This window comes from Desulfopila sp. IMCC35006 (assembly GCF_005116645.1).
In the GTDB taxonomy this organism is placed as follows: domain Bacteria; phylum Desulfobacterota; class Desulfobulbia; order Desulfobulbales; family Desulfocapsaceae; genus Desulforhopalus_A.
Window position 1 is genome coordinate 299,821 of record NZ_SWCM01000004.1, and the last position, 26,014, is coordinate 325,834.

20 protein-coding genes are annotated in these 26,014 nt (G+C 51.0%); 15 read left to right on the plus strand and 5 right to left on the minus strand.

The genetic code is table 11. The features are described 5' to 3' along the window. Positions 1–45: 45 nt before the first annotated feature. The 3 genes from FCL47_RS25610 to rimP all read right to left on the minus strand — a co-directional run bounded on the left by FCL47_RS25610 (position 46) and on the right by rimP (position 2,185). Positions 46–249, minus strand: a complete 204-nt coding sequence (locus FCL47_RS25610) for a YlxR family protein (RefSeq protein WP_136813289.1) — start codon at positions 247–249, stop codon at positions 46–48. 2 nt (positions 250–251) lie between these two features. Then, positions 252–1,649, minus strand: a complete 1,398-nt coding sequence (nusA, locus tag FCL47_RS09670) for a transcription termination factor NusA (protein WP_136813290.1) — start codon at positions 1,647–1,649, stop codon at positions 252–254. An 80-nt stretch (positions 1,650–1,729) separates the two neighbouring features. After that, positions 1,730–2,185, minus strand: a complete 456-nt coding sequence (gene rimP, locus FCL47_RS09675) for a ribosome maturation factor RimP (protein ID WP_136813291.1) — start codon at positions 2,183–2,185, stop codon at positions 1,730–1,732. Between the two features lie 775 nt (positions 2,186–2,960). Between rimP and FCL47_RS09680 the strand changes: the two genes are divergently transcribed. The 8 genes from FCL47_RS09680 to FCL47_RS09715 all read left to right on the plus strand — a co-directional run bounded on the left by FCL47_RS09680 (position 2,961) and on the right by FCL47_RS09715 (position 13,597). Then, on the plus strand, positions 2,961–5,420 hold the full coding sequence (locus FCL47_RS09680; RefSeq protein ID WP_136813292.1) for a DNA topoisomerase III: 2,460 nt from the start codon (positions 2,961–2,963) through the stop codon (positions 5,418–5,420). Positions 5,421–5,450: 30 nt separating this feature from the next. Further along, complete coding sequence (gene rsfS, locus FCL47_RS09685) at positions 5,451–5,828, plus strand: ribosome silencing factor (RefSeq protein WP_136813293.1); 378 nt, start codon at positions 5,451–5,453, stop codon at positions 5,826–5,828. A gap of 55 nt (positions 5,829–5,883) precedes the next feature. Further along, the gene (gene thrC, locus FCL47_RS09690) at positions 5,884–7,281 is read left to right on the plus strand and encodes a threonine synthase (protein WP_136813294.1); all 1,398 of its coding nucleotides are present in this window, start codon (positions 5,884–5,886) and stop codon (positions 7,279–7,281) included. A 168-nt stretch (positions 7,282–7,449) separates the two neighbouring features. Next, positions 7,450–7,641, plus strand: a complete 192-nt coding sequence (gene tatA, locus FCL47_RS09695) for a twin-arginine translocase TatA/TatE family subunit (protein ID WP_136813295.1) — start codon at positions 7,450–7,452, stop codon at positions 7,639–7,641. Positions 7,642–7,695: 54 nt separating this feature from the next. After that, on the plus strand, positions 7,696–7,950 hold the full coding sequence (gene tatA / locus FCL47_RS09700) for a twin-arginine translocase TatA/TatE family subunit (RefSeq protein WP_136813296.1): 255 nt from the start codon (positions 7,696–7,698) through the stop codon (positions 7,948–7,950). A 324-nt stretch (positions 7,951–8,274) separates the two neighbouring features. Further along, on the plus strand, positions 8,275–9,414 hold the full coding sequence (locus FCL47_RS09705) for a glutamate synthase (RefSeq protein ID WP_136813297.1): 1,140 nt from the start codon (positions 8,275–8,277) through the stop codon (positions 9,412–9,414). After that, positions 9,372–11,012, plus strand: a complete 1,641-nt coding sequence (locus FCL47_RS09710; RefSeq protein ID WP_136813298.1) for a glutamate synthase-related protein — start codon at positions 9,372–9,374, stop codon at positions 11,010–11,012. Before FCL47_RS09705 ends, FCL47_RS09710 begins: the two co-directional genes overlap by 43 nt. Before the next feature lie 227 nt (positions 11,013–11,239). Then, the gene (locus FCL47_RS09715; protein WP_136813299.1) at positions 11,240–13,597 is read left to right on the plus strand and encodes an FAD-dependent oxidoreductase; all 2,358 of its coding nucleotides are present in this window, start codon (positions 11,240–11,242) and stop codon (positions 13,595–13,597) included. A 378-nt stretch (positions 13,598–13,975) separates the two neighbouring features. Here the strand turns inward: FCL47_RS09715 and FCL47_RS09720 are convergent, their stop codons facing one another. After that, positions 13,976–14,248 carry a hypothetical protein gene (locus FCL47_RS09720; protein WP_136813300.1) on the minus strand — a complete coding sequence of 91 codons (273 nt, stop codon included), beginning with the start codon at positions 14,246–14,248 and terminating at the stop codon, positions 13,976–13,978. 205 nt (positions 14,249–14,453) lie between these two features. Between FCL47_RS09720 and FCL47_RS09725 the strand changes: the two genes are divergently transcribed. From FCL47_RS09725 to FCL47_RS09735, 3 genes are all read left to right on the plus strand, one after another. Further along, complete coding sequence (locus tag FCL47_RS09725; RefSeq protein WP_136813301.1) at positions 14,454–16,532, plus strand: metallophosphoesterase; 2,079 nt, start codon at positions 14,454–14,456, stop codon at positions 16,530–16,532. Positions 16,533–16,833: 301 nt separating this feature from the next. Next, a complete protein-coding gene (locus FCL47_RS09730) occupies positions 16,834–17,520 on the plus strand; it encodes a TIGR00153 family protein (protein WP_136813302.1) in 687 nt (228 codons plus the stop codon). Positions 17,521–17,537: 17 nt separating this feature from the next. Further along, complete coding sequence (locus tag FCL47_RS09735; protein ID WP_136813303.1) at positions 17,538–18,803, plus strand: inorganic phosphate transporter; 1,266 nt, start codon at positions 17,538–17,540, stop codon at positions 18,801–18,803. A 28-nt stretch (positions 18,804–18,831) separates the two neighbouring features. On the opposite strand, the gene FCL47_RS09740 is transcribed toward FCL47_RS09735, so the two are convergent. Then, positions 18,832–20,730 carry a transglycosylase domain-containing protein gene (locus tag FCL47_RS09740; RefSeq protein ID WP_136813304.1) on the minus strand — a complete coding sequence of 633 codons (1,899 nt, stop codon included), beginning with the start codon at positions 20,728–20,730 and terminating at the stop codon, positions 18,832–18,834. Positions 20,731–20,817: 87 nt separating this feature from the next. Between FCL47_RS09740 and mutL the strand changes: the two genes are divergently transcribed. The 4 genes from mutL to trmFO all read left to right on the plus strand — a co-directional run bounded on the left by mutL (position 20,818) and on the right by trmFO (position 26,012). Next, positions 20,818–22,731 carry a DNA mismatch repair endonuclease MutL gene (mutL, locus tag FCL47_RS09745; protein ID WP_136813305.1) on the plus strand — a complete coding sequence of 638 codons (1,914 nt, stop codon included), beginning with the start codon at positions 20,818–20,820 and terminating at the stop codon, positions 22,729–22,731. Then, positions 22,713–23,348 (plus strand): 3D domain-containing protein, encoded by a 636-nt coding sequence (locus tag FCL47_RS09750; protein WP_240744192.1) that lies wholly within the window; start codon positions 22,713–22,715, stop codon positions 23,346–23,348. Before mutL ends, FCL47_RS09750 begins: the two co-directional genes overlap by 19 nt. Before the next feature lie 40 nt (positions 23,349–23,388). Beyond that, complete coding sequence (locus FCL47_RS09755) at positions 23,389–24,615, plus strand: MFS transporter (protein WP_136813306.1); 1,227 nt, start codon at positions 23,389–23,391, stop codon at positions 24,613–24,615. Between the two features lie 68 nt (positions 24,616–24,683). Further along, a complete protein-coding gene (gene trmFO / locus FCL47_RS09760; protein WP_136813307.1) occupies positions 24,684–26,012 on the plus strand; it encodes a methylenetetrahydrofolate--tRNA-(uracil(54)-C(5))-methyltransferase (FADH(2)-oxidizing) TrmFO in 1,329 nt (442 codons plus the stop codon). The last annotated feature ends 2 nt before the right edge of the window (positions 26,013–26,014 follow it).

A 26,014-nucleotide genomic window follows, 5' to 3' on the forward strand; every position in this document is an offset into this window, starting at 1 on the left:
AACACAACCACCCGACTCCTGACAAATCATTTTAAATCTCTTTGTTCAAAGACGAAACAACCTTTTCCACTTTTTTTTCCTGTCAAGCAAAAGCCTCAAACATTGTTCGCTTTTACAACAATAGGCGCCTCTCCCGGGCTGTATCTGCCTTGGATCGAGTTCCACCATTTCATTTTTCCAGACAAAACGCTGAAGCGATTCTTTTGGTTTTTTAATTCCGCATGAGCAACAGGTTCGTAATGGCACCATTATTATTCAGCTTTGTCGACAGTCCCTGCCTCTTGTGTCCCTTCCACTTCGCTTTCATTTGTTGGCGGGACTTCGACTGCACCTTCTATCTCAACTTCCGGAGCCTGTATTCCGCTTTCCGGTTCTTTCATCGGTGCAATTTCTTCTTGTGTACTTTCTTTGGCAACAAAAGGAATTAACTTCGCCTCGTCGATCAGCCTTTGGGCAAAATCTTCATCAATGGATCGTATGACTATCAGATCGTCAACACTTTTTTGTGCGAGTACCGCCGTTGAAAATATATTTTTGCCGAAAAGCTGGTCGGCCAGGGATTCGTCGACCCCAGGTAATTTCAACAGAGATTGATAGCCTTCATCCTGAAGATTATTATAACGCTGTTCACTTTTTACATCTATTCGCCAGCCGATAAGTTTCGAGGCCAGTCGAACATTCTGGCCCTGACGGCCGATAGCCAGCGAAAGTTGATCGTTTGGTACAACAACCAGCAGTGAGTTGGCGTCCTCGTCGGCCATAACCATACTGACATGGGCAGGGGCCAGGGCATTGTAAACATATTTGGCAGGGTCAGGGCTCCAGGTAACAATGTCAATACGTTCGCCCTGTAGTTCCTGGACGACGTTTTGAACACGGGACCCTTTCATGCCGACACAGGCCCCTACCGGATCGACATCTCCCTCGGAGGAACTGACAGCTATTTTCGCTCTGAAACCAGGTTCCCTGGCGACACCCATGACGCGGACAATTCCTTCCGCCATCTCCGGGACCTCCAGCTGAAACAGTTTGCCGAGGAAATCATCACAGGTTCTGGACAGGATCAGCTGTGAATCACGACTGGTCTGCCGAACTTCTTTGAGATATGCCCTGATTCGATCCCCCTGTTTAAAAGAACGTTTGGGAATCTGTTGGTCTTTCGGTAAAATTGCATCGGTCCGGCCAAGATTAACGATCATATTGCCCCGTTCAAACCGCTGCACTATGCCACTGACCACTTCACCGATACGATCCTTGAACATATCATAAATGACTTCTCGCTCAGCATCCTTCATGCGGTGAATGATCACCTGCTTGGCGGACTGGGCAGCTATTCGGCCCAGATCGGAGATATCCAGCATCTTTTCCCCGAGTTCATCGCCAATCTGCACTTCAGGATCAAGCTTTATGGCTTCATCGAAAGAAATCTCAGTCTGTTCATCTTCAGCTTTCTCAACAACAATCCTGAACTGAAACACTTCAACTTCGCCAAATTCTTCATTATAGCGAACTTCCATGTCCCGGCGGCTCCCGAATTTTTTCCTGGCAGCAGACTGGACCGCCTCTTCGATGGCCTCTATCAGTAATGTTTTATCAAAACCTCGATCTCTACTGATCTGGTCGATTATGCGTTTCAAATCTGATAGCATTCTCTTACCCCGTCATAATGACTTGCAGCTCCGCTACGCGGAGAAACATTGCATTGTTCAAAAAAATGGACCCGTTCTGCTTAAATTGCCAGCCTGGCCTTGTTTATCTTTTCAAATGAAAACTCTATAAAACGACCATCGTCGAGTTGCAGTTGTACCAGGTCATCAATTCCTTGCTGAATAATACCTTCGAACACTTTCTCGCCGTCAATGGCCTCGTGCACTTTAACCCGGGCCTTTTTACCGCAATATCGGCGAAAGTCTTCGATTGACCTCAGCGGTCGTTCCAATCCTGGGGAAGATACTTCTAAATAATATGCATGATCGATGATATCTTCCACATCGAGATAACGCCCAAGTTCACGACTGACAATACTGCACTCCTCCAATGTCACTCCCGAAGCCGAATCTATGAAGACACGCAGCACCCAACCATGACCTTCCCGGCGAAACTGCACATCAAAAAGTTCAAGTTCCATCGTCGGCAGCAGACCGCGAAGATAGCCCTGCACTGTATCGATAATTAATTCACTCATTACTAACCTAACAAAACCAGCCGCTCAGACCCCATGGACCAAAGAATGATCTCCTGCCATAAACACCTGTTGCGACCAATATGTGGACATAAAAAAAAGCGGGCAAAGCCCACTTCCAAAAGCCGTCCCGAAGCGAAAAGCAACGGAAGGTATGGCCAAATAATCCAACCCCGGTAGAAGGGAGTAAAGCCGGGATTCTTTCTAATGCTCGATTGCCTGCATCAAAAAACTACCAGGTATGCCACATGGAGATAACACCGTAAACGGCTCCAAAAATGAAGCAAAATCAGATTACTCAACCAGCAAACTAAACATAAACTTTCCGGATTGTCAAGCCGAAAGGCATTTTGTCGTTGTATATGCTTCATTATTCAGGTTTGCTCTCCGAGGTGGTTTTGTGTCAAAAGATTGCATATTGGAACGCTGTTGCTCTTGTTCCGTGGCCCTCGGTCATCAAACATCAACCGCTGATCCTTGCCCGTCTGATTCTGTTTTGTTATTTTACCGTCAGTTACACTCTCCAGCACACCTTCTGAATTCTACTTTTACCTGTGTATTTTCATATAGTTGCCCCATTGAGATTGACACACGGAAGCATGCTCCAGATTCCTTCAAAATCGGGAATAGATAAAAAATTCTATTTGACAAACAAACCTTGTACCTTTATTTAATCCACTGTTCGTAGCACCTTCCAATGTTGCACTGTTTACCGCATCTCAGCTAAGCAGCATCAATATTCCTCTGTAATTTTACATAAAAATAAACTTTCGATGTCATGCCAGAGAAGACTCTCATAATTGCAGAAAAGCCAAGCGTTGCTGCTGATATAGCTAAGGTACTCCCCGGGAAATTCAAGAAAGAGAAGACCCATTTTGAAGGGGATCAATATGTCGTCTCCTATGCTATCGGCCACCTTGTCTCCATTTGTTATCCGGAAGAAATTGATCCGGCATTCCAGAAATGGAATATGGAAAATCTGCCCATTTTGCCCGAATCTTTTCCATTGAAAGGTCTCGAAGGCACCAAAGGACAGCTGAATGCACTGCAGAAACTGATCCGCCGTAAAGATATCACGGCAATTGTCAATGCCTGTGATGCCGGCCGCGAAGGTGAGTTAATCTTCAAATATATATTGAAGTATGTGTGGAACAGCTCCGTCGCGAAAAAATCCCTGAAACGGTTATGGCTGCAGTCGATGACCACCGACGCTATCAAAAAAGCCCTGGATTCTCTCAGGGAGAACGAAGAAATGGTGCCGCTGGAAGACACGGCCCTCTGTCGTTCTGAATCCGACTGGCTGATCGGCATTAATGCAACCAGGGCGCTCACCGGTTTTAACTCTCGCCGCGGCGGTTTTTTCCTCACCCCCTGCGGCAGGGTGCAGACCCCGACCCTCTCTCTGCTGGTCAAGCGGGAAAGGGTGCGTCATGAATTTGTCTCCCGACCCTACTGGAGCCTGCTGGCCCACTTCTCCTTCAACGACGAATCGTACGACGGCAAATGGACTGATCTTACTTTTACCAAGGATCCGGCCGATTCCTATAAAAAAGCCGATCGTATCTGGAAACGTGAGGACGCCGATGCGATCATCGCTAAATGCACCGGCCAACCGGCTTCCGTCTCAGAAGAGAGCAAAAAGACCAGCCAGAACGCGCCGCAACTCTATGACCTAACCTCACTGCAGAGAGAAGCCAACTCACGGTTTGGCTTTTCCGCCAAAAATACGCTGGGGATTGCCCAGGCGCTCTACGAACGGCACAAGGTGTTAACCTACCCGCGAACCGACAGCAAACACCTGCCCGAGGACTATATTGCCACGGTAAAAAATACTCTGAAGAGCCAATCTGACTGGCAGCTTGGTAAATTTGCCAGGCAGGCACTGGATAAAAATTACGTCCAGGCCAATAAGCGGATATTCAACAACACCAAAATTTCAGATCATCATGCCATTATTCCCACCATTCTGCTTCCCACCAATCTGGGGGAACCTGAATTCAAGATCTACCAGATGGTGGTTCAGCGGTTTTTAGCAGTTTTTTTTCCAGCGGCTGAATTTCTGAACACCAGGCGCACCTCGTGCGTCATGGACGAGACTTTTCTCACCGAGGGCAAGATTCTGCTGGAAGCCGGATGGAAAGCTATATACGGGACGATCGGCGGCGAAGGCCAGGACAAGATACTTGCACCCGTACCGGAAAACGCTGCAGTCTCCTGTCATGCCATAGACAGAGAGAACCAGGAGACGAAACCGCCCCCCAGATTCAATGAAGCGACTTTGCTGTCGGCCATGGAAAATTCCGATAAGCTGGTTGAAGACGATGAACTCGCCGATGCCATGAAGGAAAGAGGCCTGGGCACACCGGCCACCCGGGCGGCCATCATTGAAAAGCTTATCAAGGAGAAGTATGTTGTCCGGGAAGGAAAGGACCTCACTCCCACCGGCAAAGCATTTGAGCTTCTGGCCCTGCTGGAAGCAATGAAAATTGACGTGCTGGCGTCTCCGGAAATGACCGGCGAATGGGAATTCAAACTTAATCAAATTCTCAAAGGTGAATTCACCCGGGACAAATTTATGGCTGAAATCAGATCGATGACCAGGCATATTATCGATCAGGTCAAAAATTTCGAAAACGACGAGGTCCGCAGGGAAGCACCTTTTAGCCCGGTCAACGGAATCCGCATTTTCGACTCCCCTACTGCCTACATCTCGGAGGATCAGAAAATAAATATCCGCAAGATTCTCGGTGGCCGCATGCTGACGGAACAAGATGTGGTGGCCCTGCTCAAGGGGGAAACTATCGGGCCTTTCAGCGATTTCAGATCAAAAAAAGGCAAACCTTTTACCGCCTCGGTAAAACTGACCGATAATAAAATCGATTTTATGTTCGCCGATTCAAACGCCGATCTCGACATTGATGCCATCAAAAACGGCCCATCCCTCGGGAAATCGCCGATTGACGGAACCAAAGTGTTTACTGCACCGATGGCTTTCATGTCTGAATCTGCGCTCGATGGAGATGCAAAAGGGCTAAAAATAAATAAAATAATTCTCTCTAAGGAGATCACTGAAGAAAACATCACCCAACTTCTCAGAGACGGCAGAACAGAATTGATTGAAGGTTTTATCTCCAAAAAGAGACGACCTTTCGATGCCTATCTGGTTCTTGCAAAAAATGGTAAAGTAAGTTTTGAGTTTCCACCGAGGAAATCAAAGCGCGAAGAACAAAAAAATTGACAGCCCTGGCAGAAAAGGGAAGAAATAGATATGAAACAAATAAAAAAAGAGTACCAAGATAAGTCAGGCCATGAACTGGCACAGATTTGTGCCCGCGCCGCACTCGACACGAAAGCCGAAGAGCTTGTCATTCTCGATGTCCGCGGCCTGACAACTTTCACCGATTATTTTTTAATCATGAACGGCACCTCGACCCGCCATGTCCAGGCCCTGGCGGAATCGATCGAAGGGCAATTACGATCGAAACGAGTCAAAGCATCAAATGCTGAAGGTCTCCGGGAGGGCATGTGGGTTCTCCTGGATTTTGATGATGTAGTAGTCCATATTTTTTATCATGAACAGCGGAAATTTTACGATCTGGAAGGACTCTGGTCCGATGGCAAGCGCGTAGAAGTTGAATTGTCATAAACAGGAGAGCCTTCGGGCAGAAATCTGTTGAACAAATAGAGAAAATAATAGGATTATGCAATACTTAAGCACAAGGGGAGGAATTACTCCAATCTCCTTTACCAAGGCTGTAATGATGGGTCTGGCCAACGACGGCGGTCTGCTTCTTCCTCGCACCATCCCCAGGATAGGCAGCGAAACATTCAATTCCTGGCAAAAACTGAGCTATGGTGACCTGGCCTTCGAAGTGATGTCAAGGTTTATCGATGACATTCCCAGCAGCGACTTGAAGGATATCATCAAACGCTCCTATGCAACCTTTGACGTTGAGTGCGTGGCCCCGCTGGTTCACAAAGGCGGTCTCCACATCCTGGAATTGTTCCATGGGCCCACCCTGGCTTTCAAGGATGTGGCACTGCAGTTTCTCGGAAATCTTTTCGAGTATCTGCTGGCTAAAAATCAATCGGTCCTGAATATACTCGGGGCAACTTCCGGAGATACCGGTTCGGCAGCGATATATGGAGTACGGGGCAAGGAAAGAATTAACATCTTTATCCTCCATCCCCATCATCGGGTAAGCGCGGTGCAGGAAAAACAGATGACCACGGTACTCGATAACAATGTTTTCAATATCGCTTTTCGGGGCTCTTTTGACGACGGCCAGACGATCATAAAAAAAATATTTGGCGATATTGAGTTCAAAAAAACCTATAATCTTGGCGCCATCAACTCCATTAACTGGGCCCGTGTTCTGGCTCAGGTGGTCTACTATGTGCACAGCTGTCTGCATGTTGCCATGCATGAGAAGGATTCATCGGTCGATTTTGCCATCCCAACCGGGAATTTTGGCGACATCTTCGCCGGATTTATCGCAAAAAAGATACTCCCTGCCGGCACCATCCGCCAACTGATCCTGGCGACCAACGATAACGATATCCTGAGCAGGTTTGTCAACCATGGCGATTATTCGCTGGGGGAAGTGAAGACAACCTCCAGCCCGTCTATGGACATCGGAACCGCCTCCAATTTTGAAAGATATCTTTATTATCTTATGGATAGCGATGCGATACGAACCAGAGAGCTGATGGAAGAATTCGCCAGGAATGGCAAAATCGATCTTGCCGGTTACCAGGATCAGATTCGCCGGGACTTTGTCGCCACCTCAGTCTCTGAAGAGACCGTCCTGGAAACAATCAGATCCTTTTACAAAGAGCATGACTATGTGCTTGACCCGCACACCGCGATTGGGGTGAAGGCCGCTCAACAGTTCAGGACCGGCGGAGTACCGATGATCTGCCTTGCCACAGCACATCCGGCAAAATTCGCCACTGTAGTTGAAGATGCCATAGGCATCCCACCAAGTGTTCCGGATTGTCTCGTCGGCATTATTGACAAACCTGCCCGTTGCGAACTGATGGATGCCGAGCTGCAAAAAATAAAAGAATTTGTAGCAAAAAATGCACTGCAGCAATAAATGGCTGGTAAATTCACGCCCCGAAGAACGGATGCAGAGAAGTACAGACTGATGCGGACCTTGACAAGTACAGTAGACTACTCTAATGTCATCTGCACGAACAATCCCCGGAGCCTCGAAATTTTAAAGGCCCTGTTTATTCACAGTATTTTTTGATGAGGTAGAGATATGTTTGGATTAGGAATGCCGGAACTTATCGTAATTCTGGTGATAATAGTCATCATCTTCGGAGCCGGCAAACTCCCTGAAATCGGCTCCGGCATTGGTAAAGGAATAAAAAATTTCAAAGAGGCCACCAAGAAAGAGAGTGAGCCAGACAAAATAGATAAAGACGACAATCAAACAAATAACAAGGCCTGACAGCCTGACGAAATGGGAAATAATCTTTAGACCTTAACCTGGAGGAAAACGAACATGTTTGGCCTTGGAACCCCGGAACTTATAGTCATCTTAGGCATTGCCTTTCTCATCTTCGGCGGGAAGAAACTTCCTGAAATCGGAGCAGGTCTTGGCAAAGCGATTTCTTCCTTTAAGCACGGCCTGCGCGATGTTGAAGAAAGCGGCAAAGAAATTATCAATGATATCCCTGGAATAAAAGAAGCAGCAGAAGTCAGGCAACAGGTTGATTCAGTAAAAAACCTGGGCAAGTTCGAAAGTATTCTCAAATAAGCACCCAGTCTCGTCCTGTGCAGCCCCCTTTGTGACAACTCCCGGCAAATGCCGGGAGTTGTCCTTTTTTACCGCTTTTCATCCTTATCCTTTCAGCCAAGCCCCGGCAAATACGCCGAGAGATCGGCGGTTAAACCCTGCCCCGGAATCACCAGCTCTCCCTCTTTGCAATACTCTTGACTTTTTTGTCGTTACTGGATAAAAAAACCATTCAGTCATACGTTTTTGTCCTTGTTTATCAAGCAGGAATCCCCCAGCAGATCTGCATCCGACAGACGTTTACCGCAACCGACTACCAATTAAGCCAAGCATCAGGAGAGAGGTATGTGTCGTTTAGCCCTGAAAACCGCCAATGAACCGTTTTCACCTTACGAGGTTCTTTCGGCAATGGAAGCTATGCAGGAAGGGTACGATGGATCTGGACTAGGTCTGTTGCTCCGGGGTATGGAGTTTGAAGATTTCAAATATAATCCCCGCTTTCCTATTCTGTCTGGAATCGCCCATACGGAAACAGCATGGAAAAGAGTTACTGAATATATGGAAAAACGCGGTTACGAGCTGAAATATGACCACCGTTTCCACATGGAACCGGACCTCATTGAAGCCGACGACCGTTTTCGCTATTTCCTTCGGGCTTACCGTATGCCGGTTGCCTTCCGGGATCAAAGTGACGACATACGAGAAGCCGAGCTGCTGCGCACCCGCCTGGCACTCAGAAATCTGACCGATGAGGTCGACAAGGTTACTATCTTTTCTTTTTATCCGGACGTCGCCATGATCAAGGAAGTCGGCTGGCCAATGCAGATCGGCAACGCGCTCTGCCTGCACGACGGCCAGATAAAATCCCGGGTATGTATGGCCCAGGGGCGTCAGAACACCAATTACGGCATCAACCTTTACGCCTGCCATCCCTTTTTTATTCAGGGTATTTCTACCATGACCAACGGCGAAAACACAGCTTTTGTGCCCATCCGTGACTGGCTGGTCGGCAAGAAGTTTTCCGGGTATACCGGCTATCAAAGCGACAGTGAAGTCTTCACCCACATCCTCCACTATACCCTGAAAAAACTGAAGCTGCCGCTTCAGGCATACAAACACATCATCACCCCGCTCAATCCTACGGAGCTGGCCGAGCATCCCCAGGGAGAATTCCTTGCCGGGCTGCGCCAGGTCTGCAAACGGCTCATCATCGACGGCCCTAATGCCGTAATCGGCAGTTTGCCCGACGAAACCTGCATGCTGGTCATGGATCAGAAAAAGCTCCGCCCGGCGACCGTTGGTGGTCGAGATGGGGTATGGGCAATCGCCTCCGAACTTTGTGGCGTCGATGCGATGATCCCGGATCGAGATCCGTCCCTCGATTTTCAACCGATGCGTGAACATACAGTTATCATCCCCCCCCATAGAAAGGAATTAGAAATATGGTCTCAGTACGATCCGTTTCCATTACCCCTAGCAGCCTGACCCCTGCAGATCTACCCTGGATTATTGAGCACCGGGAAGACCGATGTACCCTCTGTGGCCGATGCACCGCGGTATGCCCGAAAGGGGCCATCCGGCTGGCCCATATGCGGCAGAGAGTCCCGAAACTGGATGTCTTTAACAAAAACAGGGGTAACGACTACCGAACCTTTACCGGCATCCGTCAAGAGACCGATCCGGCGAAACTTTGTATCGGCTGCGGCATGTGTTCCATGGTCTGTCCCAATGAAGCGATAGCTCCCGTACCCGGCACCAACGAAAACCGTACCGCCTTCTTTCAAAATCAGAAAGGCGAGCCAATGAAGCGTGGCGGCCGTCGCAATACAACAGGCCCAACCCTTCTTGACCGGATCATGTTCAACCGGATTTCCATGCTCACCGATCCAGCGCTTGATGCAGGCCGACATGAATTTACGACCACGACAACCCTCGGCCGGATACTCTCCCCCGAAGATTTTCTCGACCGCACCTTAAATGGCGGATGGATTCCACCCTCCAGGGAAGTTTTCCCCTTTATTATTGGATCAATGTCCTTTGGGGCCCTCTCCCCGAACATGTGGCTTGGTCTGCTGCAGGGGGTCGCCTACTGCAACGAGGTCCTTGGAATTCCCGTTGTCATGGGTACAGGAGAAGGCGGATGTCCTCCCTGGGTCCTCAGGAGCCCGTATCTGAAATATATCATTTTACAGATTGCCTCCGGCTATTTCGGCTGGGATGAGATTATCCGTGCCATTCCGGAAATGCAATGTGACCCGGCGGCGATTGAAATAAAATACGGCCAGGGTGCAAAACCTGGCGATGGCGGCCTGCTCATGTGGTACAAGGTTTCCAAGCTCATTGCCCGCCTGCGCGGTGTCCCCGAAGGAGTAGACCTGCCGTCCCCGCCGGTCCACCAGACCCTATACTCCATTGAGGAAAGCGTCATGAAGATGATCCAGACGCTTTCCACCGCTTTCCAGCATAAAGTACCAATTTATCCGAAGATCTCCGCCTCGACATCGGCCAAATCAGTCTTGAACAACCTGGTCCGCAACCCGTATGCCGGTGGACTGATGATCGATGGCATAGACGGCGGCACCGGGGCAGCCTATAACGTCTCCATGGACGCCACTGGGCATCCGATAGCCTCCTGTGTGCGGGACTGTTATCTGGATCTTGCGGCTCAGGGCAAACAGAATGAAATTCCCATCTTTGCGGCTGGTGGTATCGGCAAAAACGGCAACGTCGCCCAGAACGGTATGGCGATGATCATGCTGGGCGCCTCCGGTGTCCATATCGGCAAATATATCATGCAGGCCGCCGCCGGTTGCCTGGGGAACGAAAAAAATCGCTGCAACGTCTGTAATCTTGGCATCTGTCCGAAAGGAATCACCAGCCAGAATGCCAAACTGTATCGGCGGCTCGATCCCGACAAGGTGGCCGAAAGGGTCGGGGACGTTTTCATGTCGATTAACACCGAGGTCAAAAAAATAATGGCACCGCTGGGGAGATCCCAGAGTCTGCCGATCGGCATGTCTGATGCCATTAGTATTCCCGACAAAGACGCTGCCGACAGATTACAGATAAGATATGTCTGTTGATGGCGTCGTAAAACTCTTCATCTGGGTCGTTGTTACAATTTTTCTATTATTACGACGTACTTTGGTACGCCGAAATAATAGAAAAATCTTACACCTCGCAGATGAAGCTTTTTACTTAGCCATCTCTGATTAGGGTTTTTATTGAACCATCAGATTATAAGTGAATTAAAAGAGGCGGTGTTTCATGAGGGTACTCCCTCCCGCACCCCTGCACTAAGGAGTTTCCAGTGGCTACTACGGTTGTAAAAGGTCTCAATGAAAAAGGTGAGCGCATCGGCTCAATGGTATTCGAGAAAATGGTGCGACACGCTGCGTCATCGTCGGTCGACCTTACCCTCGAAACATATGGCCAGCACAATATAGGCATCAGACTCCAACGGGAAGAAGGACTGAAAATTACCGTCAAAGGTCCGTCCGGACAGCGTCTCGGCTGCATGGGGATGCCCGGCACCACCATCGTTTGTGAAGGGTCAAGTTCCGATGATGTCGGATATCTCAACATTGGTGCGGAAATTGCCGTTCTCGGCGATGCAACCAACGGTGTCTGCAACGCCATGGCCAATGGAAAAGTATTCATCGGCGGCTCCATCGGCGCACGCGGGTTGACCATGACCAAATGGAACCCCGAGTATGAACGACCTGAGTTGTGGGTTCTGGGCTCCACCGGCGACTCGTTTGCCGAGTTCAACTGCGGCGGCATTGCCGTTGTTTGCGGCATCAATCCCAAAAGCCCCGATAATATCCTCGGCTACCGTCCCTGTGTCGGCATGGTTGGCGGCACTATCTATTTCCGCGGCAAAATCGATAACTCGTTTTCTAAAACCAACGCCAAACTGACTGTTCCAGATGATGAACAATGGCAGTGGCTCCAGTCCAATATCGGCAACTTCCTGGACAAGATCCGCCAGCCCAAGCTTCTCGAGACCCTCACCAAGCGCGATGAATGGCAGATGCTCTTACCGATAACCCCGCAGGAAAGAGCACTGATGTTTGCCGGCCCCATGCCCATGGCAGAATTCAGAAACGAGCACTGGAACAAAGCCTTCGGTGGTGATCCCTTGCGCGATCTGGCACCGGGCCTTGACCGCAGCGTCATCGACACCATTGTTACCGGCGAACTGCGCCGAAAAAAACCGTATTGGGCCAACTGTGAATCAGCTGCCCCGTGCACCTACTACTGTCCGGTACATATCCCGACGGTTGACCGCCTGCGGCTGATACGCGAGGGTCGAATTGATGAAGCCTATGAAATGCTCCTACGCTATACGCCGTTGCCGGCGTCGGTCTGTGGTGCAGTCTGCCCTAACCTCTGCATGGAAAACTGTTCCCGCCAGGGAGTAGACGATTCCATTGATGTACAGGTACTTGGCAGGTCGGTCAATCGTATTGCTGCACCGGCTGTAGCTGATTCTCTTGACAGGAAGGTGGCCATCATCGGTGGAGGCCCTGCCGGAATGAATGTAGCATGGCAACTGGCCCTGGCCGGAATTGAAGCACATATCTTCGAGCAGGACGACAAAATCGGCGGCAAACTTGCCCAGGTTATTCCCTGGGAACGCCTTTCTCAGGCCATCTGGGACCAGGAAATAAAACGGTTTACCGAAATGCCCAACATTTTTATCAATACGGGCGTTACCATGACCCAGGAAAAATTCATCGCCCTCAAAAAAGACTTCGATTATGTCGTGGTAGCTGTCGGGACCCATGTCCCCCGGAAATTAAATTTTCCCGGCAGTGACAAGGTGTTGACTGCCCTGGAATTTCTGAAAAAGGCCAAAAGTGCATCTCCTCTGCCGGTTGGCAAGGAGGTGGTCGTCATCGGTGCCGGTAACGTCGGATGCGATGTCGCCTGCGAGGCATACCGCCTTGGGGCCCAAAACGTTACCCTGGTGGATATTCAAAAACCGCTGGCATTCGGTAAGGAAAAAGAGGCCGCTGAAGCACTTGGGGCCAGATTCAAATGGCCGGTTGTCACCAAAAAAGTGACCGGCAGCGGGCTGCTCACCGATGAAAACGAGCTCATTCCCGCCCAGACCGTCATCATCTCCATCGGCGATATCCCCGCCCTGTCTTTTCTGCCGAAATCAGTCGAGACCATAACCGTCGGCGGAGCAGCCTGGGTTACTACCGACAAGGCCCACCGTACCTCGGATGCCCAGGTTCTCGCGGTAGGAGATGTGGAAAGGCCCGGGCTTGCCACACACGCTCTGGGGGCTGGAAAATCTGCAGCAGAATATATTATTGCCGATTGCAAAGGGATCACCTGGAAACCTTTTGACAAACCCGTCATTCCGCAAAAGGCCTTGACTATCACCCACTACATCCCGATGGAAACCGGCAGTACCGAAACCGACCAGGCCAACCGTTGTCTTTCCTGTGCCTCTTGCCGCGACTGTCACCTCTGCGAGACGATTTGTCCCACCGGCGCCATAAGCCGGCGAGAACTGGAGTTCGGTTCGAAAAGCGGCTATCAGTTTGGCCTGGAAGCAAGCTACGAATATGTGTCAGACGATAAAAAATGTATCGCCTGCGGATTTTGCGCCGATACGTGCCCCTGTGGAATTTGGACGATGAATGTGTATTAGTGACTTAGAAATAATTTTCTTGTGCTTTTTACAAGAAAATTATTTCGTGAAGGAACTTATCCCCGCACAGCACGGGGACTGAAAAGAGCACCCCTCAAGGGGGTACTAAAAAGAGTCCCGCAGCGCTTTTGGGCGGGATTAGTGAGCTATTATAGCCATTGATTGACTCTTCCAAGACGAAAATTTCGTGAAGGAACTTATCCCCGCACAGCACGGGGACTGAAGAGAGCACCCCTCAAGGGGGTACGGAGAAGAGCACCCCTCAAGGGGGTATTGAAAAAATCCCGCAGCGCTTTTATGCGGGATTAGTCCCCCAAATCCATTCAGTCTCCGGTTTTTACACGAATACCCCACCCGCCATCCCAGCCAATCCCATACCTACCGGCGAACAAACCGCAGAGAAACCTCATACCGTCCACTGTCAATATCAGCCGGCAACTGTCGACCATCCGCCACCATAAGCGTCAGTACCCGACCTATCAGAGGATCGTTTACCGGTTTATTTCGCCGCTCCATTCCTGACGGACCGGAAATGCCTTTTCTCGGCGGTCTGACATGAAGCAATTGCGCCGCAATGAAAGAATTATTTCCCTGGGTCACCTTTTGACTCTGCGCTTTCAATGGGGGAACGGAACCGATAATTATTTTCATAATACCCTCTTGCTATCAGGATGCAGTCAACCCTCGTCTAGCCAATTATATCAAAAAACCATATCATATTGGAAATTCGAGTGTATATTTAGCTCACCTGTTTTTTTCCACAACTGAACCAGACAGGCGGCAATGTATTCATCATGATTTATCTTTACCGATAACGGCAGGTAACTCAACAATCTTTGCAAAATCTACCAGGACAATGACTGATCCTTTAAAAAAAATCCTCGAACCGATCAAGAAGCTGCAAAACATCCGTGGCATTGAACTGCCTATCGGCATGGAGTTTCTGCAGCTGGTGGTAACTGGACCGCCAGGGGCCGGCAAATCTTACTATATCGAACAGATACGAGGATGGCCCAATGAAGGATATCTTGACCTGTCCCTCAATGGCTGGTGGAAAGATCAATCACTTATTTACCGCCCCCGCGAAGTCCATCTCGGTTTGCCGTTCCATGGCTATAAAGAGGCACTGACAGTCTTTGATAAAGAATGGCTGGAGAGCACTGTTCCCCTCGAACTAGAGCTTAATCGAATCAGGATTCCGCCTCGCAAGAAAAACTTTCTCCAGACCAATTGGTTGAACCGCTATATCTTTGAATTTTTGATTCCAAGTCCATCAATTATATACCAGCAACGACTTGACCGACAAAGCAAGGGCTATTTCCCGGTCGACGAAAAGCTCAGCCTCGACATGGTAAAACGACAGGTCGAAGTATACCGGGAAGTAGCCCTCTATCTGCACCGGGCAGGAGTCAATGTCTATGTGCGCAAAAGTCTTGATAAGCAGCCGATGCGCATCGCGGAAAAAGGGATAGCCAATGTGCCCAGCTGGATCCTGGACCCGAAACCTGCACGCCCCAGCTTAAAAAGTGCGGCTGGATGGAAATGGCTCATCCGCAGGCGCTACCCGATCCAGTGGCTGACCCTGGGGAACAACCCGCTGACTCTGACGCGCGAAGGGAGAATTGCCCATGATGGCAGAGGCTTCGAACTCATAGTTGGTGACGTGCATTTGCGGTTCCTGCCGGAAATTGCCCTGGGCGTAAAAAAGAAAGCCGCACATAAAAACTGGATTATTAACACGGAGCAAGGCTGTTCTACGCGAAAAATCAACGGCTTCATCCGGGTTCGCGTAGGCGAAACGATTATTATCGGGCAATCGAATAATGAGTTGAACGAGCTGTTCCATTTCAATGATTCAGTCGCCAAACGGCACGTGAGTGTAACCAATCGCCGGGGGGATCTCATCCTCGCGCCTTTGGCACCTGACCGGGAAACGAAAATTGTCAGATACGACAATCTTGATTATCGTGAACAGTTGGAACGCGGCAGATATCATGCGCTTGTCGAGATTCGCCGTATTTATGGTCAGAAGATTGAGCCTCTCCCCGCGGAAAAAGCACTGCAAACCATAAAAGCCGTCAATGCAATGCAACACGATGCGTATCGGCCGAAAAACAGGTTGGGCGATCCCGGCGGGCTGGTGGAAATTACCGGCAGCACGGTCCCGGTCATTATCGGGGATCTCCACGCCCAGGTAGATAATTTTCTGAAAATTCTCAGCGAGAACTGCCTGCTCGACTGTCTGCGCTTGAAAACTGCGACGCTTATTATTCTCGGTGATGCCATCCATTCGGAAAATATCGACGAGATGGACAAATTCGACACTTCCATGCTCATTATGGATCTTATTTTTCGATTTCATCTCAGGTTCCCCGACAACTTCTTTTATCTACGGGGCAACCACGACAGTTTTGATCCGGAAATCAATAAAAACGGGTTTCTCCAGGGGGCCCTGTACCGGGAGAAGCTCCTTGAAATTCGGGGCGCAGAATATGTTGAGCAGATGCAGATCTACTATGACCGACTCCCCTATATCATCTGTTCCGATACCTTCATCGCCTGCCATGCGGGGGCACCCCGCAATGAGATCAGCAAAGAAAATCTTATCAATATCGCCGAAGACAGAAAACTGGCGGGACAATTGACCAACAATAGACTCCAGCGGACAAATTATCCAGCGGGCTATTCCAAAAGAGATGTGAAAAATTTGCGGAAATGCCTTAATCGACCGCCGAAAACCAGGTTTATTGTCGGCCACACCCCCCTTGATCCTTTTGGCAGTTTCTGGCTGCACGCCGGTGCCATTAAAAATCACCATATAATTTACAGTGCCCAGATCGAGGGACCGAGTGTCTTCATCCAGAGTGGCGCGAACTTTATGCCGATCAGTTTCCCGGCTGAACCGCTCACCGATCTGATAAACGACCTGCAATGATCTGTTGCCTGTTCCTGCCCCCTTTGACAACAGGCAACAGCATATTTTCCTGAAAGGATGGGGATATTGCTGAAGAAAAAAGAAATACAATTCGCCGGCCGTGGAGTTTGCGCCCCGGCACTTTACCAGAGCTGACAATAAAACAATTGACATTCCTGCAGAACTTAGTAATGAATCGATCAAATTTAACACCCTTGTAATATAGTTCTACTCTTTAAACCGCCGACGGTTCCACCGTCACGCCGGCGCGTTTTATCGACAGCTCGAAAAGAGCATTTTGTGCTCAGGAGGTTGCCGTATCATGCCAATCATGTCTAATCGTCACTTGTCCGGCCTTCTTCGCGGTTCGCCATTCAAACCTATCCAGGAGCATATGCGAATTGTTTTTTCCTGTGTATGCCTGATACCACCGCTGTTTGATGCGGTCTACCGCGAAGACAGTGCATCGGTTGCCGATTTTGCCGAACAGATCAAACTACTGGAAACTGAGGCGGACAAGCTGAAATCGACCTTCCGGCTGAACATGCCGAGATCCCTTTTTCTGCCCGTCGATCGCAAAGATCTTCTCAGCCTTATCGGCGATCAGGATAAAATCGCCGACATCACAGAAGATATAGGCAAGATCTTCCTCTTCAGAGAGATGACCGTGCCGACCGAGATAAAAGCGCTGTTGGACGAACTGCTGGAAGGGACGATGGAGATTGCCGCTGCCGCCAAAGACATGATCGAACAGCTCGACGAACTGCTTGAGGTAGGTTTTGCCGGACGGGAGCTGGACAAAGTTTCGCTGATGATTGCCGGAGTTCGTCGAAGCGAGCACAACATCGACGAGATAATGCATCGCATCAAAAAGAAACTTTTTTCCATCGAAAAAAACCTGGATCCCGTTTCCGCCATGTTCTGGTACCAGATGATCGATCTGGTGGGGATCATTTCCGATCAGTCGGAAAATCTGGCAGATCGGCTGCTTCTTTTTCTTTCTAAATAAACTACAAGAGGCTTTCTATGGAAATTATAGCTGCATATGGAACGGCCATGATGATTCTGGCAGTTATCTTCGGCCTCTATATGACCTGGGGTATCGGGGCAAACGATCTTGCTAACGCGATGGGAACATCGGTTGGTGCCGGTGCGGTATCAGTGAAACAGGCTATCTTCATTGCCATGATTTTTGAATTCCTGGGTGCCGTCCTGGCCGGCGGCCACGTTACCGAAACCATTCGGAAAGAGATCATCGATCCAACGGGAATCATCAACAATCCGGAAATTCTTGTTTATGGCATGCTGGCATCGCTGCTGGCTTCGGCGGTATGGCTGATGATTGCCTCAGCCAAGGGCTGGCCGGTCTCGACCACCCACTCGATCATCGGTGCACTTATCGGCTTCGCCCTTGTCGGCATCGGTCCCGATGCAGTCAAGTGGAGCAAGGTCGGAAGCGTGGTCATGAGCTGGATTGTTTCTCCGGTGGTTGGGGGGACCATCTCGTTTTTGTTGGTGATGAGTACCAGGAAACTGATTTTCAATACCGACGAACCTCTAAAAAATGCCAAGAAATACGCCCCGGGATATATCTTTTTAGTCGGCTTTGTCATCTCGTTGGTCACCCTCTTTAAAGGGCTCACCCACCTCCATCTCAAACTCACCACCCTGGAAAGTTTTGCGGCCGCAACTGTTTTCGGGCTGATAACTGCTACCATTGGCTGGTCTTTCATCCGTAAGGTTAAAGACGATCCTCGGGCGAACAAGTCCTTCAGCTATGCCAGTGTGGAAAAAGTATTCACCCCGATGATGCTTTTCACCGCATGCTCCATGGCTTTTGCCCATGGTTCCAACGATGTTGCCAACGGTATCGGGCCCCTGGCTGCCATATACAGTATTGTCAGTTCCGGGGGGCAGGTGATGCAATCGTCGGCGCTTCCTTTATGGATTCTGCTGCTCGGTGGCGGAGGCATAGTACTCGGCCTGATAACCCTTGGTTACCGGGTGATGTTAACTGTCGGCAAAAAAATCACCGAACTGACTCCTTCCCGCGGCTTCTGTGCGGAACTTGCCGCAGCTACCACGGTGGTCATCGCCTCAAGGACCGGTCTTCCCGTCTCCACTACTCATATTCTGGTTGGTGCCGTGCTTGGCGTAGGGCTGGCGAGAGGCATTGGCGCCCTTGATCTGCGAGTTGTCCTGAACATTGTCATCTCCTGGCTGGTAACCCTGCCTGCCGGGGCACTTATGGCGATGCTCTTTTTCTTTACCCTGAAAGGCATCTTCGGCTGATGGCCTGACAGATTCACGAGGAGCACTATCATTCAGTTCGGGCCGCGAGCATAAAGTCACGCCAGATGGGTGCAGCGGTGGTACCGCCGCTCTCCTTGTTGCCCATCGACTGGTTATGGTCGTTGCCCACCCAGACCCCCGTAGTATACCGCCCATCGTAGCCGACAAACCAGGCGTCGCGATTGTCATCGGACGTCCCTGTTTTACCACCCCTTACACCGGGGACGTCGGCTACTTTACTGCCTGTCCCGCCGGTTACAACCCCCCGCAGCATAGTCCGCATCTGTCCCATTACCGGTGCGCTGGCAATAACCTGTTTGCTTCTGCTCTTCTCAGGTAACAGGATGGTCCCGTCTGCTGCGATGATTTTGCTGATGAACGAGGGCTCGGTAAAACTTCCATCGCCGGCAAAAGGGGTATAGGCGGCGGTCAGCTCCAGAAGGGACACATCCGCCGCCCCGAGTGCGAGCGAGAGATCCGGCTGCAGTTTGCAGGTAAAACCTACCTTTCTGGCAATTTTATGAACCTCTTTATAGCCGATCTGCTGCATCAGCCGCACCGTTGCCGCATTGAGGGAATGAGCCAGGGCATCGGCGAGGGTGGTCTGCCCATGGTACTTCCCGGAGTAATTCTTCGGGCTCCAGCTTCGACCATCCCGGCCGGATATCGAGAGCGGACTGTCGTCGATACTCGATTGAGAAGACCAGCCCTGGTTCAATGCCGCTGTAAAGACAAAGGGCTTAAAGGTCGATCCTGCCGGTCTTTTTGCCTGACTTGCCCGGTCAAAGGGCGATTTGCTAAACGAAGTGCCCCCGACCAGAGCCCTTACTCGCGAAGATGCTGTTTCAATGCAGACCAGACTCCCCTGCGGCACAGCCTCAATTTTATCTCCCGCCAGGGTTTTTCGACTGAGCCCCGCCCTCACCCCGCGTCGCACCGCACTGAGCGCCTGGGCCTGCATTTTTGTATCGAGATTGGTATAAATTCGGGCTCCGGCGGTCTGCAGCGCGCCTTGCAGAATATCCCGTGCCTGCTTCTTCACCAGTTCCAGGTAATATCCGTTTTCGTCAGTTGCCTGCTGCTTTCGCGGATTGAGGGCAATCACCTCATCATAGGCTTTCTGAGCCTCCTCCGGGGTGACAAAGCCATCGGCCGCCATGCGATTGAGAACATACTTCTGTCGTTCTACCGCACGATCAAGATGGTCAAAAAGCGAGTATCTGCTCGGTGCCTGGGGCAGACCGGCAAGCAGAGCACATTCACCTAAGGTGAGGCTCGCGGCGCTTTTATCAAAATATACCTGTGCCGCCGCCTCTATCCCGTGAGCCCCTTCACCAAGATAGATCTGGTTGAGATAAATATAGAGGATTTCATCTTTGCTGAGCAGCTTATCAATGCGCCAGGCGAGAATGGCCTCTTTAAATTTACGGACGTAGGTTTTTTCCGGAGTCAGCAGCAACGATTTGGCGACCTGCTGGGTAATGGTCGATCCCCCCTGACTCTTTGCCCCATCTTGAAAATTATGCATTGCAGCCCGAAATACCGAAATAAAATCGAGCCCCGGATGCTCATAAAAGCGCCCGTCCTCGGCCGCAACAAAGGCTTTCGGCAGAAAAGGCGACATGGCTGCAAGCGGTATCACCGTTCTGTTTTCGGTAAACATCCGCTCGACAATCATGCCCTTACTGTCGTAAATGATAGTTGCCTGCGCCGGTCGATACCTGGTCACTGACCGGATATCAGGCATATTCAAGCTGATGAGGAGATACAGCAGGCTGCCGAGGAAGGCTGTCTGCAGCAGACAGATAATAATAAGAAAAGTATAGATATGTTTTTCAGTATAGACGTTTCGTCGTGGCGCGGGTTTTCGAGTCGGCCTCTTGCTTGTGTTCTGTGGTTTTGGGGGTGACACTTTCCGGACACTCATGGTAATATTCAACTGCTCACTTGGGTTTTTGCCAATCTGGAGCAATGTAACATCTGCCTATGAACTATCAACAGGAAAGTCGGTACCATGTCAAAAATACGTATACTTCCCGAACAACTTGCCAATCAGATCGCGGCCGGCGAAGTCGTTGAACGTCCCGCCTCGGTCGTTAAAGAACTCCTGGAAAATAGTCTGGATGCGGGGGCAGATCGTGTTGAAATTGAAATCGAGGGTGGCGGCACCAGGTTGATCCGCATCATCGATAACGGCGAAGGAATGGATGAGGATGACCTGCTGCTCAGCCTGGAACGCCACGGCACCTCGAAGATCAAGACCCAGGAAGACCTGGGGGCCATCGGCACGCTTGGTTTTCGCGGAGAGGCGGTTCCGTCTATTGGATCGGTTTCGCAAATGACCATAACCTCCCGCCCTGAGCAGGCTGAACTCGGCACAAGCGTGGTGCTGCACTTCGGCAAATTAAGCAAGGTGCATGAAAGCGGCTGCAGTTTCGGCACGACCGTTGAAGTGCGTAACCTTTTTGGCAATACTCCGGCCCGGCGAAAATTTCTGCGAACCGCGCGCACCGAACTTGGCCATATCGAGGAAGTGGTAAAAAATTACGCCCTCGGCTCCCCTGGTGTCACCTTTATTCTCCGTCTTGACGGCAGAGACGCAATTTATCTGGATAATTCTCTATCAATAGAGCAGCGTCTTGCCAATATCATGCACTATGACGGCCCTTTTATTCCCGTCGGCAAACCTGAACACACCCAGGCGCTACGCCGGGTATCCGGTTTTTTGGTGCCCCCGGAGAAGGTAACCGCAGGACCTTCCAGAATGCGCCTCTTTGTCAATGGCCGGGCGGTGCGGGACAGAATGATACTGCATGCGGTTACCGAAGGTTTACGCGGCTTCCTGATGAAAGGCAAGAATCCATCCGGTCTGATACATCTCACCCTGCCCCCGGAGGAGGTTGATGTCAATGTGCATCCGGCCAAGCATGAGGTCCGATTTCGCAATTCCCGTGACATCCACGCCCTGCTCAGTCAATCGGTTACCGACGCCATGCGGGCCCATCAACTGGCAATCAAAACAGCAATCTTCGGTCCGGATCGAATACAGGAAAGGACTCGATTTCCCTCAGACTCAAAGCCGGAACATCCCCCCTCTTTCGCCTCGCCCGATTATTCTACCGAGCTGCCGGATGACCATTTGAGCCAGAGAAGACAAGACAGCCCCTCCGGCGCGGTCAATACGCGCCGGAGTACTCCGGTTCGGGAAAAATCGCTCTCCTCGAACGTACGTGCACCGGACCCGGTTCAACCACTCTTTGTCACCGCCGAGCCGATGCAGCGATTATCGTCCGAACCAGAAACGGTCCCCGTTCAACGGGACAATCATCAGCAGGATAAGAGGGCAGTCGGCCACAACCTGATTATTGTCGGTCAGTATGACGATCTCTATATTTTCTGTAAAACAAGCGAAGGACTGCTGGTCATTGATCAACACGCCGCCCACGAGCGATTGCTCTATGAAAAACTGCGCAAGCAGTATCTGGCCAATACGGTCGTCCGCCAGACCCTGATGTTTCCGGAAACGGTCGAGTTGTCGATTTTCCAGGCGCAGCTGGTGGAAAAAAACGAGGAGGAGATCGACCGGATCGGTTTTTCCATTCGGGAATTTGGCGGCAACACGTATATAATATCTGCAGTTCCGGCCCTTGCCGGTCTGGCCAATGGTCGCGAACTCTTTCTCGATATTCTCGAACAGTTCGGCAGCGAAAGCAGTAAGGGGGATACCGGCGGATACCTCGATACGATACTCGCGACCATGGCCTGTAAAGCGGCAGTGAAGGCCGGGACGAAACTTTCCAATCCGGAAATAGATACCCTTCTCAATGAGATGACCAGGGCAGATTTATTTTCCCACTGTCCCCATGGACGGCCGGTGGTCAAACTGTTCACCAGAGATGAGGTGAAAAAATGGTTCTACCGCACCTGAGAACGGCAGCGCGTACCCCTGAATCGCCAGGCAGGGATGGACGGAGAGACACCGTATGGGTCTGGGAAACAAGCAGCTTTTCAGGCCGTGCACTCCTTTTCCTGGCTCTGCTGGCGGTTCTGCTGCAGAGCGGCTGCGCCAAACCTCCGGTCGCCAAAATTATGGAGACGACTGCCTATTGCGGCTGCTCCTCCTGCTGCAGTTGGGAAAGAGGGAGCTGGGCCATGCTGAAGCTTGATTTCTGGAACCGCTATGTAAGTGCCGGCCCGAATGCCGGCAGGCCGTACAGCGGTCTCACCGCCAGCGGTACGGTTCCTTACGAGCCCGAAGAGGGGCTGCTTTCCGTAGACTCCATCTACCGCCCCTGGATGATACCGGTTCGCCTTATCCTGTTCCCCTGGTACCTGCTGCCGCATGACGGTACCATTGCCGCAGACACCAAATATTACCCTTTCGGAACCCGGATGTACGTTCCGGGGTATGGCCAAGGCGTTGTCGAAGACCGTGGCGGAGCGATTAAAGGGCCCAACCGGATCGACCTTTATTTCGATTCGCACAGCGATGCACTCGCCTGGGGCAGGAAAAAGGTTCGAGTTACCATCGAATATCCCCGATAATTCCCTGAGGGTCAATGGACCTTAATTGGCAAAACAGCTTATGAAAATCCACCCCATGACTCTCTTGCGTGTCTTTCTGCCCTTTGCCGCCGGTTATTTTATATCCTATATCTACCGGGTAGTGAATGCGGTAATTGCCCCCGATCTCGTCGCCGATATAGGCGTCGGCCCTTCCGCTCTCGGCCTGCTCACCGCGACATACTTTATTTCTTTTGCCTCCTTTCAACTGCCACTGGGAGTTCTGCTCGACCGCTTCGGCCCCAGAAAAGTTGAAGCCGGCCTGCTTTTTTTTGCCGCTCTCGGGGCCTTCATTTTTGCCCGGGCTGAAAGTCTCGCCGGCCTTATCACCGGCCGGGCTTTTATCGGGTTTGGGGTATCCGCCTGTCTTATGGCAGCGTTCAAAGCCTACACCCTCTGGTTTTCCAGGGAAAAATGGCCGCTGGTCAACGGATTCCAAATGGCTGCGGGTGGGCTCGGCGCACTCGCTGCGACTTCCCCGGTGGAGGCAGCCCTGCAATTCACCGACTGGCGCGGCGTATTTATCGGACTCGCTCTCCTTACCCTGATAATCGCCGGGTCAATTTTTTTCATCGTCCCGGAAAAAACAAGCGAAGGCACCGGAGAAAGTCTGCATAACCAGATGCGAGGTATCCACGAGGTGTTTGCCAGCCGAAAATTCTGGCGAACGGCACCGCTCACCACCGTGTCGCAGGCGACGTTTCTTGCCATTCAGGGTCTCTGGGCCGGCCCATGGCTTACCCATGTCGCCGGCTTTGAGCGCACCCAGGTAGCCCGCCTGCTGTTCTGGGTCGCCGTGGCCATGATTGCCGGCTTTATCGTACTTGGCACCATTGCCGAGCGGTTGAGTAAGCGTGGTGTCTCCGTTGGTGCTACCGCTGTCACCTGCATGTTTTTGTTTATGATCGTCCAGGTACTGCTCATCCTCGGCCCACCAGCCTGGTGTGTTCCCGTCTGGCTGGCCTTTGGATTTCTGGGTACCTCCAGTATTATTGCTTATTCCGCACTTTCTCAGTCTTTCCCGGTCCATCTGTCCGGCCGGGTTACCACCGCCGTCAACCTGCTGGTCTTCATCACTGCCTTTGTCGCACAATGGGCTCTGGGAGGAATCATCGATTTTTTTACCAGGGGAGAGTCGACTCTTTCTCCCACTGGATTTACCGCCGGATTTTCCCTGTTGCTGCTGCTCGAACTGGCGGGAATCGCCTATTATGTCCTGGCCGGCCGAAAACAAATTGACCACTCCTGAGACATGCTTACCATAAGCCAGGTTGGACGACGCATCTCCCCTGTAAACTTTTACTGCGAGAATTCCCCATGACTGAGAAAAACACAGTCACCATTATAGGTGGCGGGCTGGCTGGCTGCGAGGCGGCATGGCAGATTGCCGAAAGAGGCTGCAAGGTCTGCCTGATAGATATGAAACCGCTGCGATTCAGCCCGGCCCACCATTCGGAAAAACTCGGTGAACTGGTCTGCTCCAATTCGCTTCGATCAAATGACCGAACCTCTGCGGTCGGACTGCTCAAAGAGGAGATGCATCGGTGCAACTCCCTGATGATGCGCATTGCCTATGAGACACAGGTACCTGCTGGCAAGGCTCTGGCAGTCGACAGGGAAAAATTTGCCGCCCGGATCACGGAGATTATGGCAAACCATCCCCTGATAGAGATTACCCGACAGGAGATTTTTGCCATCCCTACGCCGGCGCATGGCAACCCCCCGGTAATTCTTGCGACCGGACCACTCACCTCCGATCCCTTAGCCGAATCCCTTGCCGAACTGACCGGCAGAAAAAGACTGGCTTTTTATGACGCCATTGCGCCGATTGTTGCTGCCGACTCGTTGGATATGTCCATTATCTACTGTAAATCACGCTACGATGATGGCCCAGGCGATTATTTGAACTGTCCGATGGACAAGGATACCTACCTGAAATTTATCGATGCACTCGGCAAGGCAGAATGTATGCCCTTGCAAGAATTTGAGGAAGCCAAATACTTTGAAGGCTGTCTGCCGGTGGAAGTAATCCGTTCCCGGGGTGATGACACCCTGCGTTTCGGCCCGATGAAACCCGTTGGCCTGGCCGATCCCAAGACAGGAGAGGATCCGTACGCGGTGGTCCAGCTTCGCAAGGAAAACCGGGAAGGCACTACCTATAACATGGTCGGTTTTCAAACCAAATTGACCTACCCGGAACAACAGCGCATTTTTCGACTTATCCCTGGCATGGCAAAGGCCGAATTTGCCAGACTGGGGTCGATCCATCGCAATACCTTTGTCCTCTCGCCTGAATTACTGCAGCCGACCCTGCAGTTCAAGATTCGTCCGGATCTGCTGCTGGCCGGCCAACTCTCCGGGGTCGAGGGATATGTTGAATCTGCGGCAATGGGCCTATTGGCCGGAATCAATGGCGCCCGTCTGGTACAAGGTCTCGCCCTGGTTGTCCCTCCCCGCGAGACGGCTCTCGGATCGCTCGTCTTTCACCTTACCGAGAGCGATCCCCTTCGTTTTCAGCCGTCAAACATTAACTTCGGTCTCTTTCCCGCCTGGGAAAAGAAAATCAGAAAAAAATACAGAGGAGAGGAACGGGCGCAAAGATCACTGGCAGCACTTGAAAAATGGCAGCTTGCGGTAAATCTTTAACC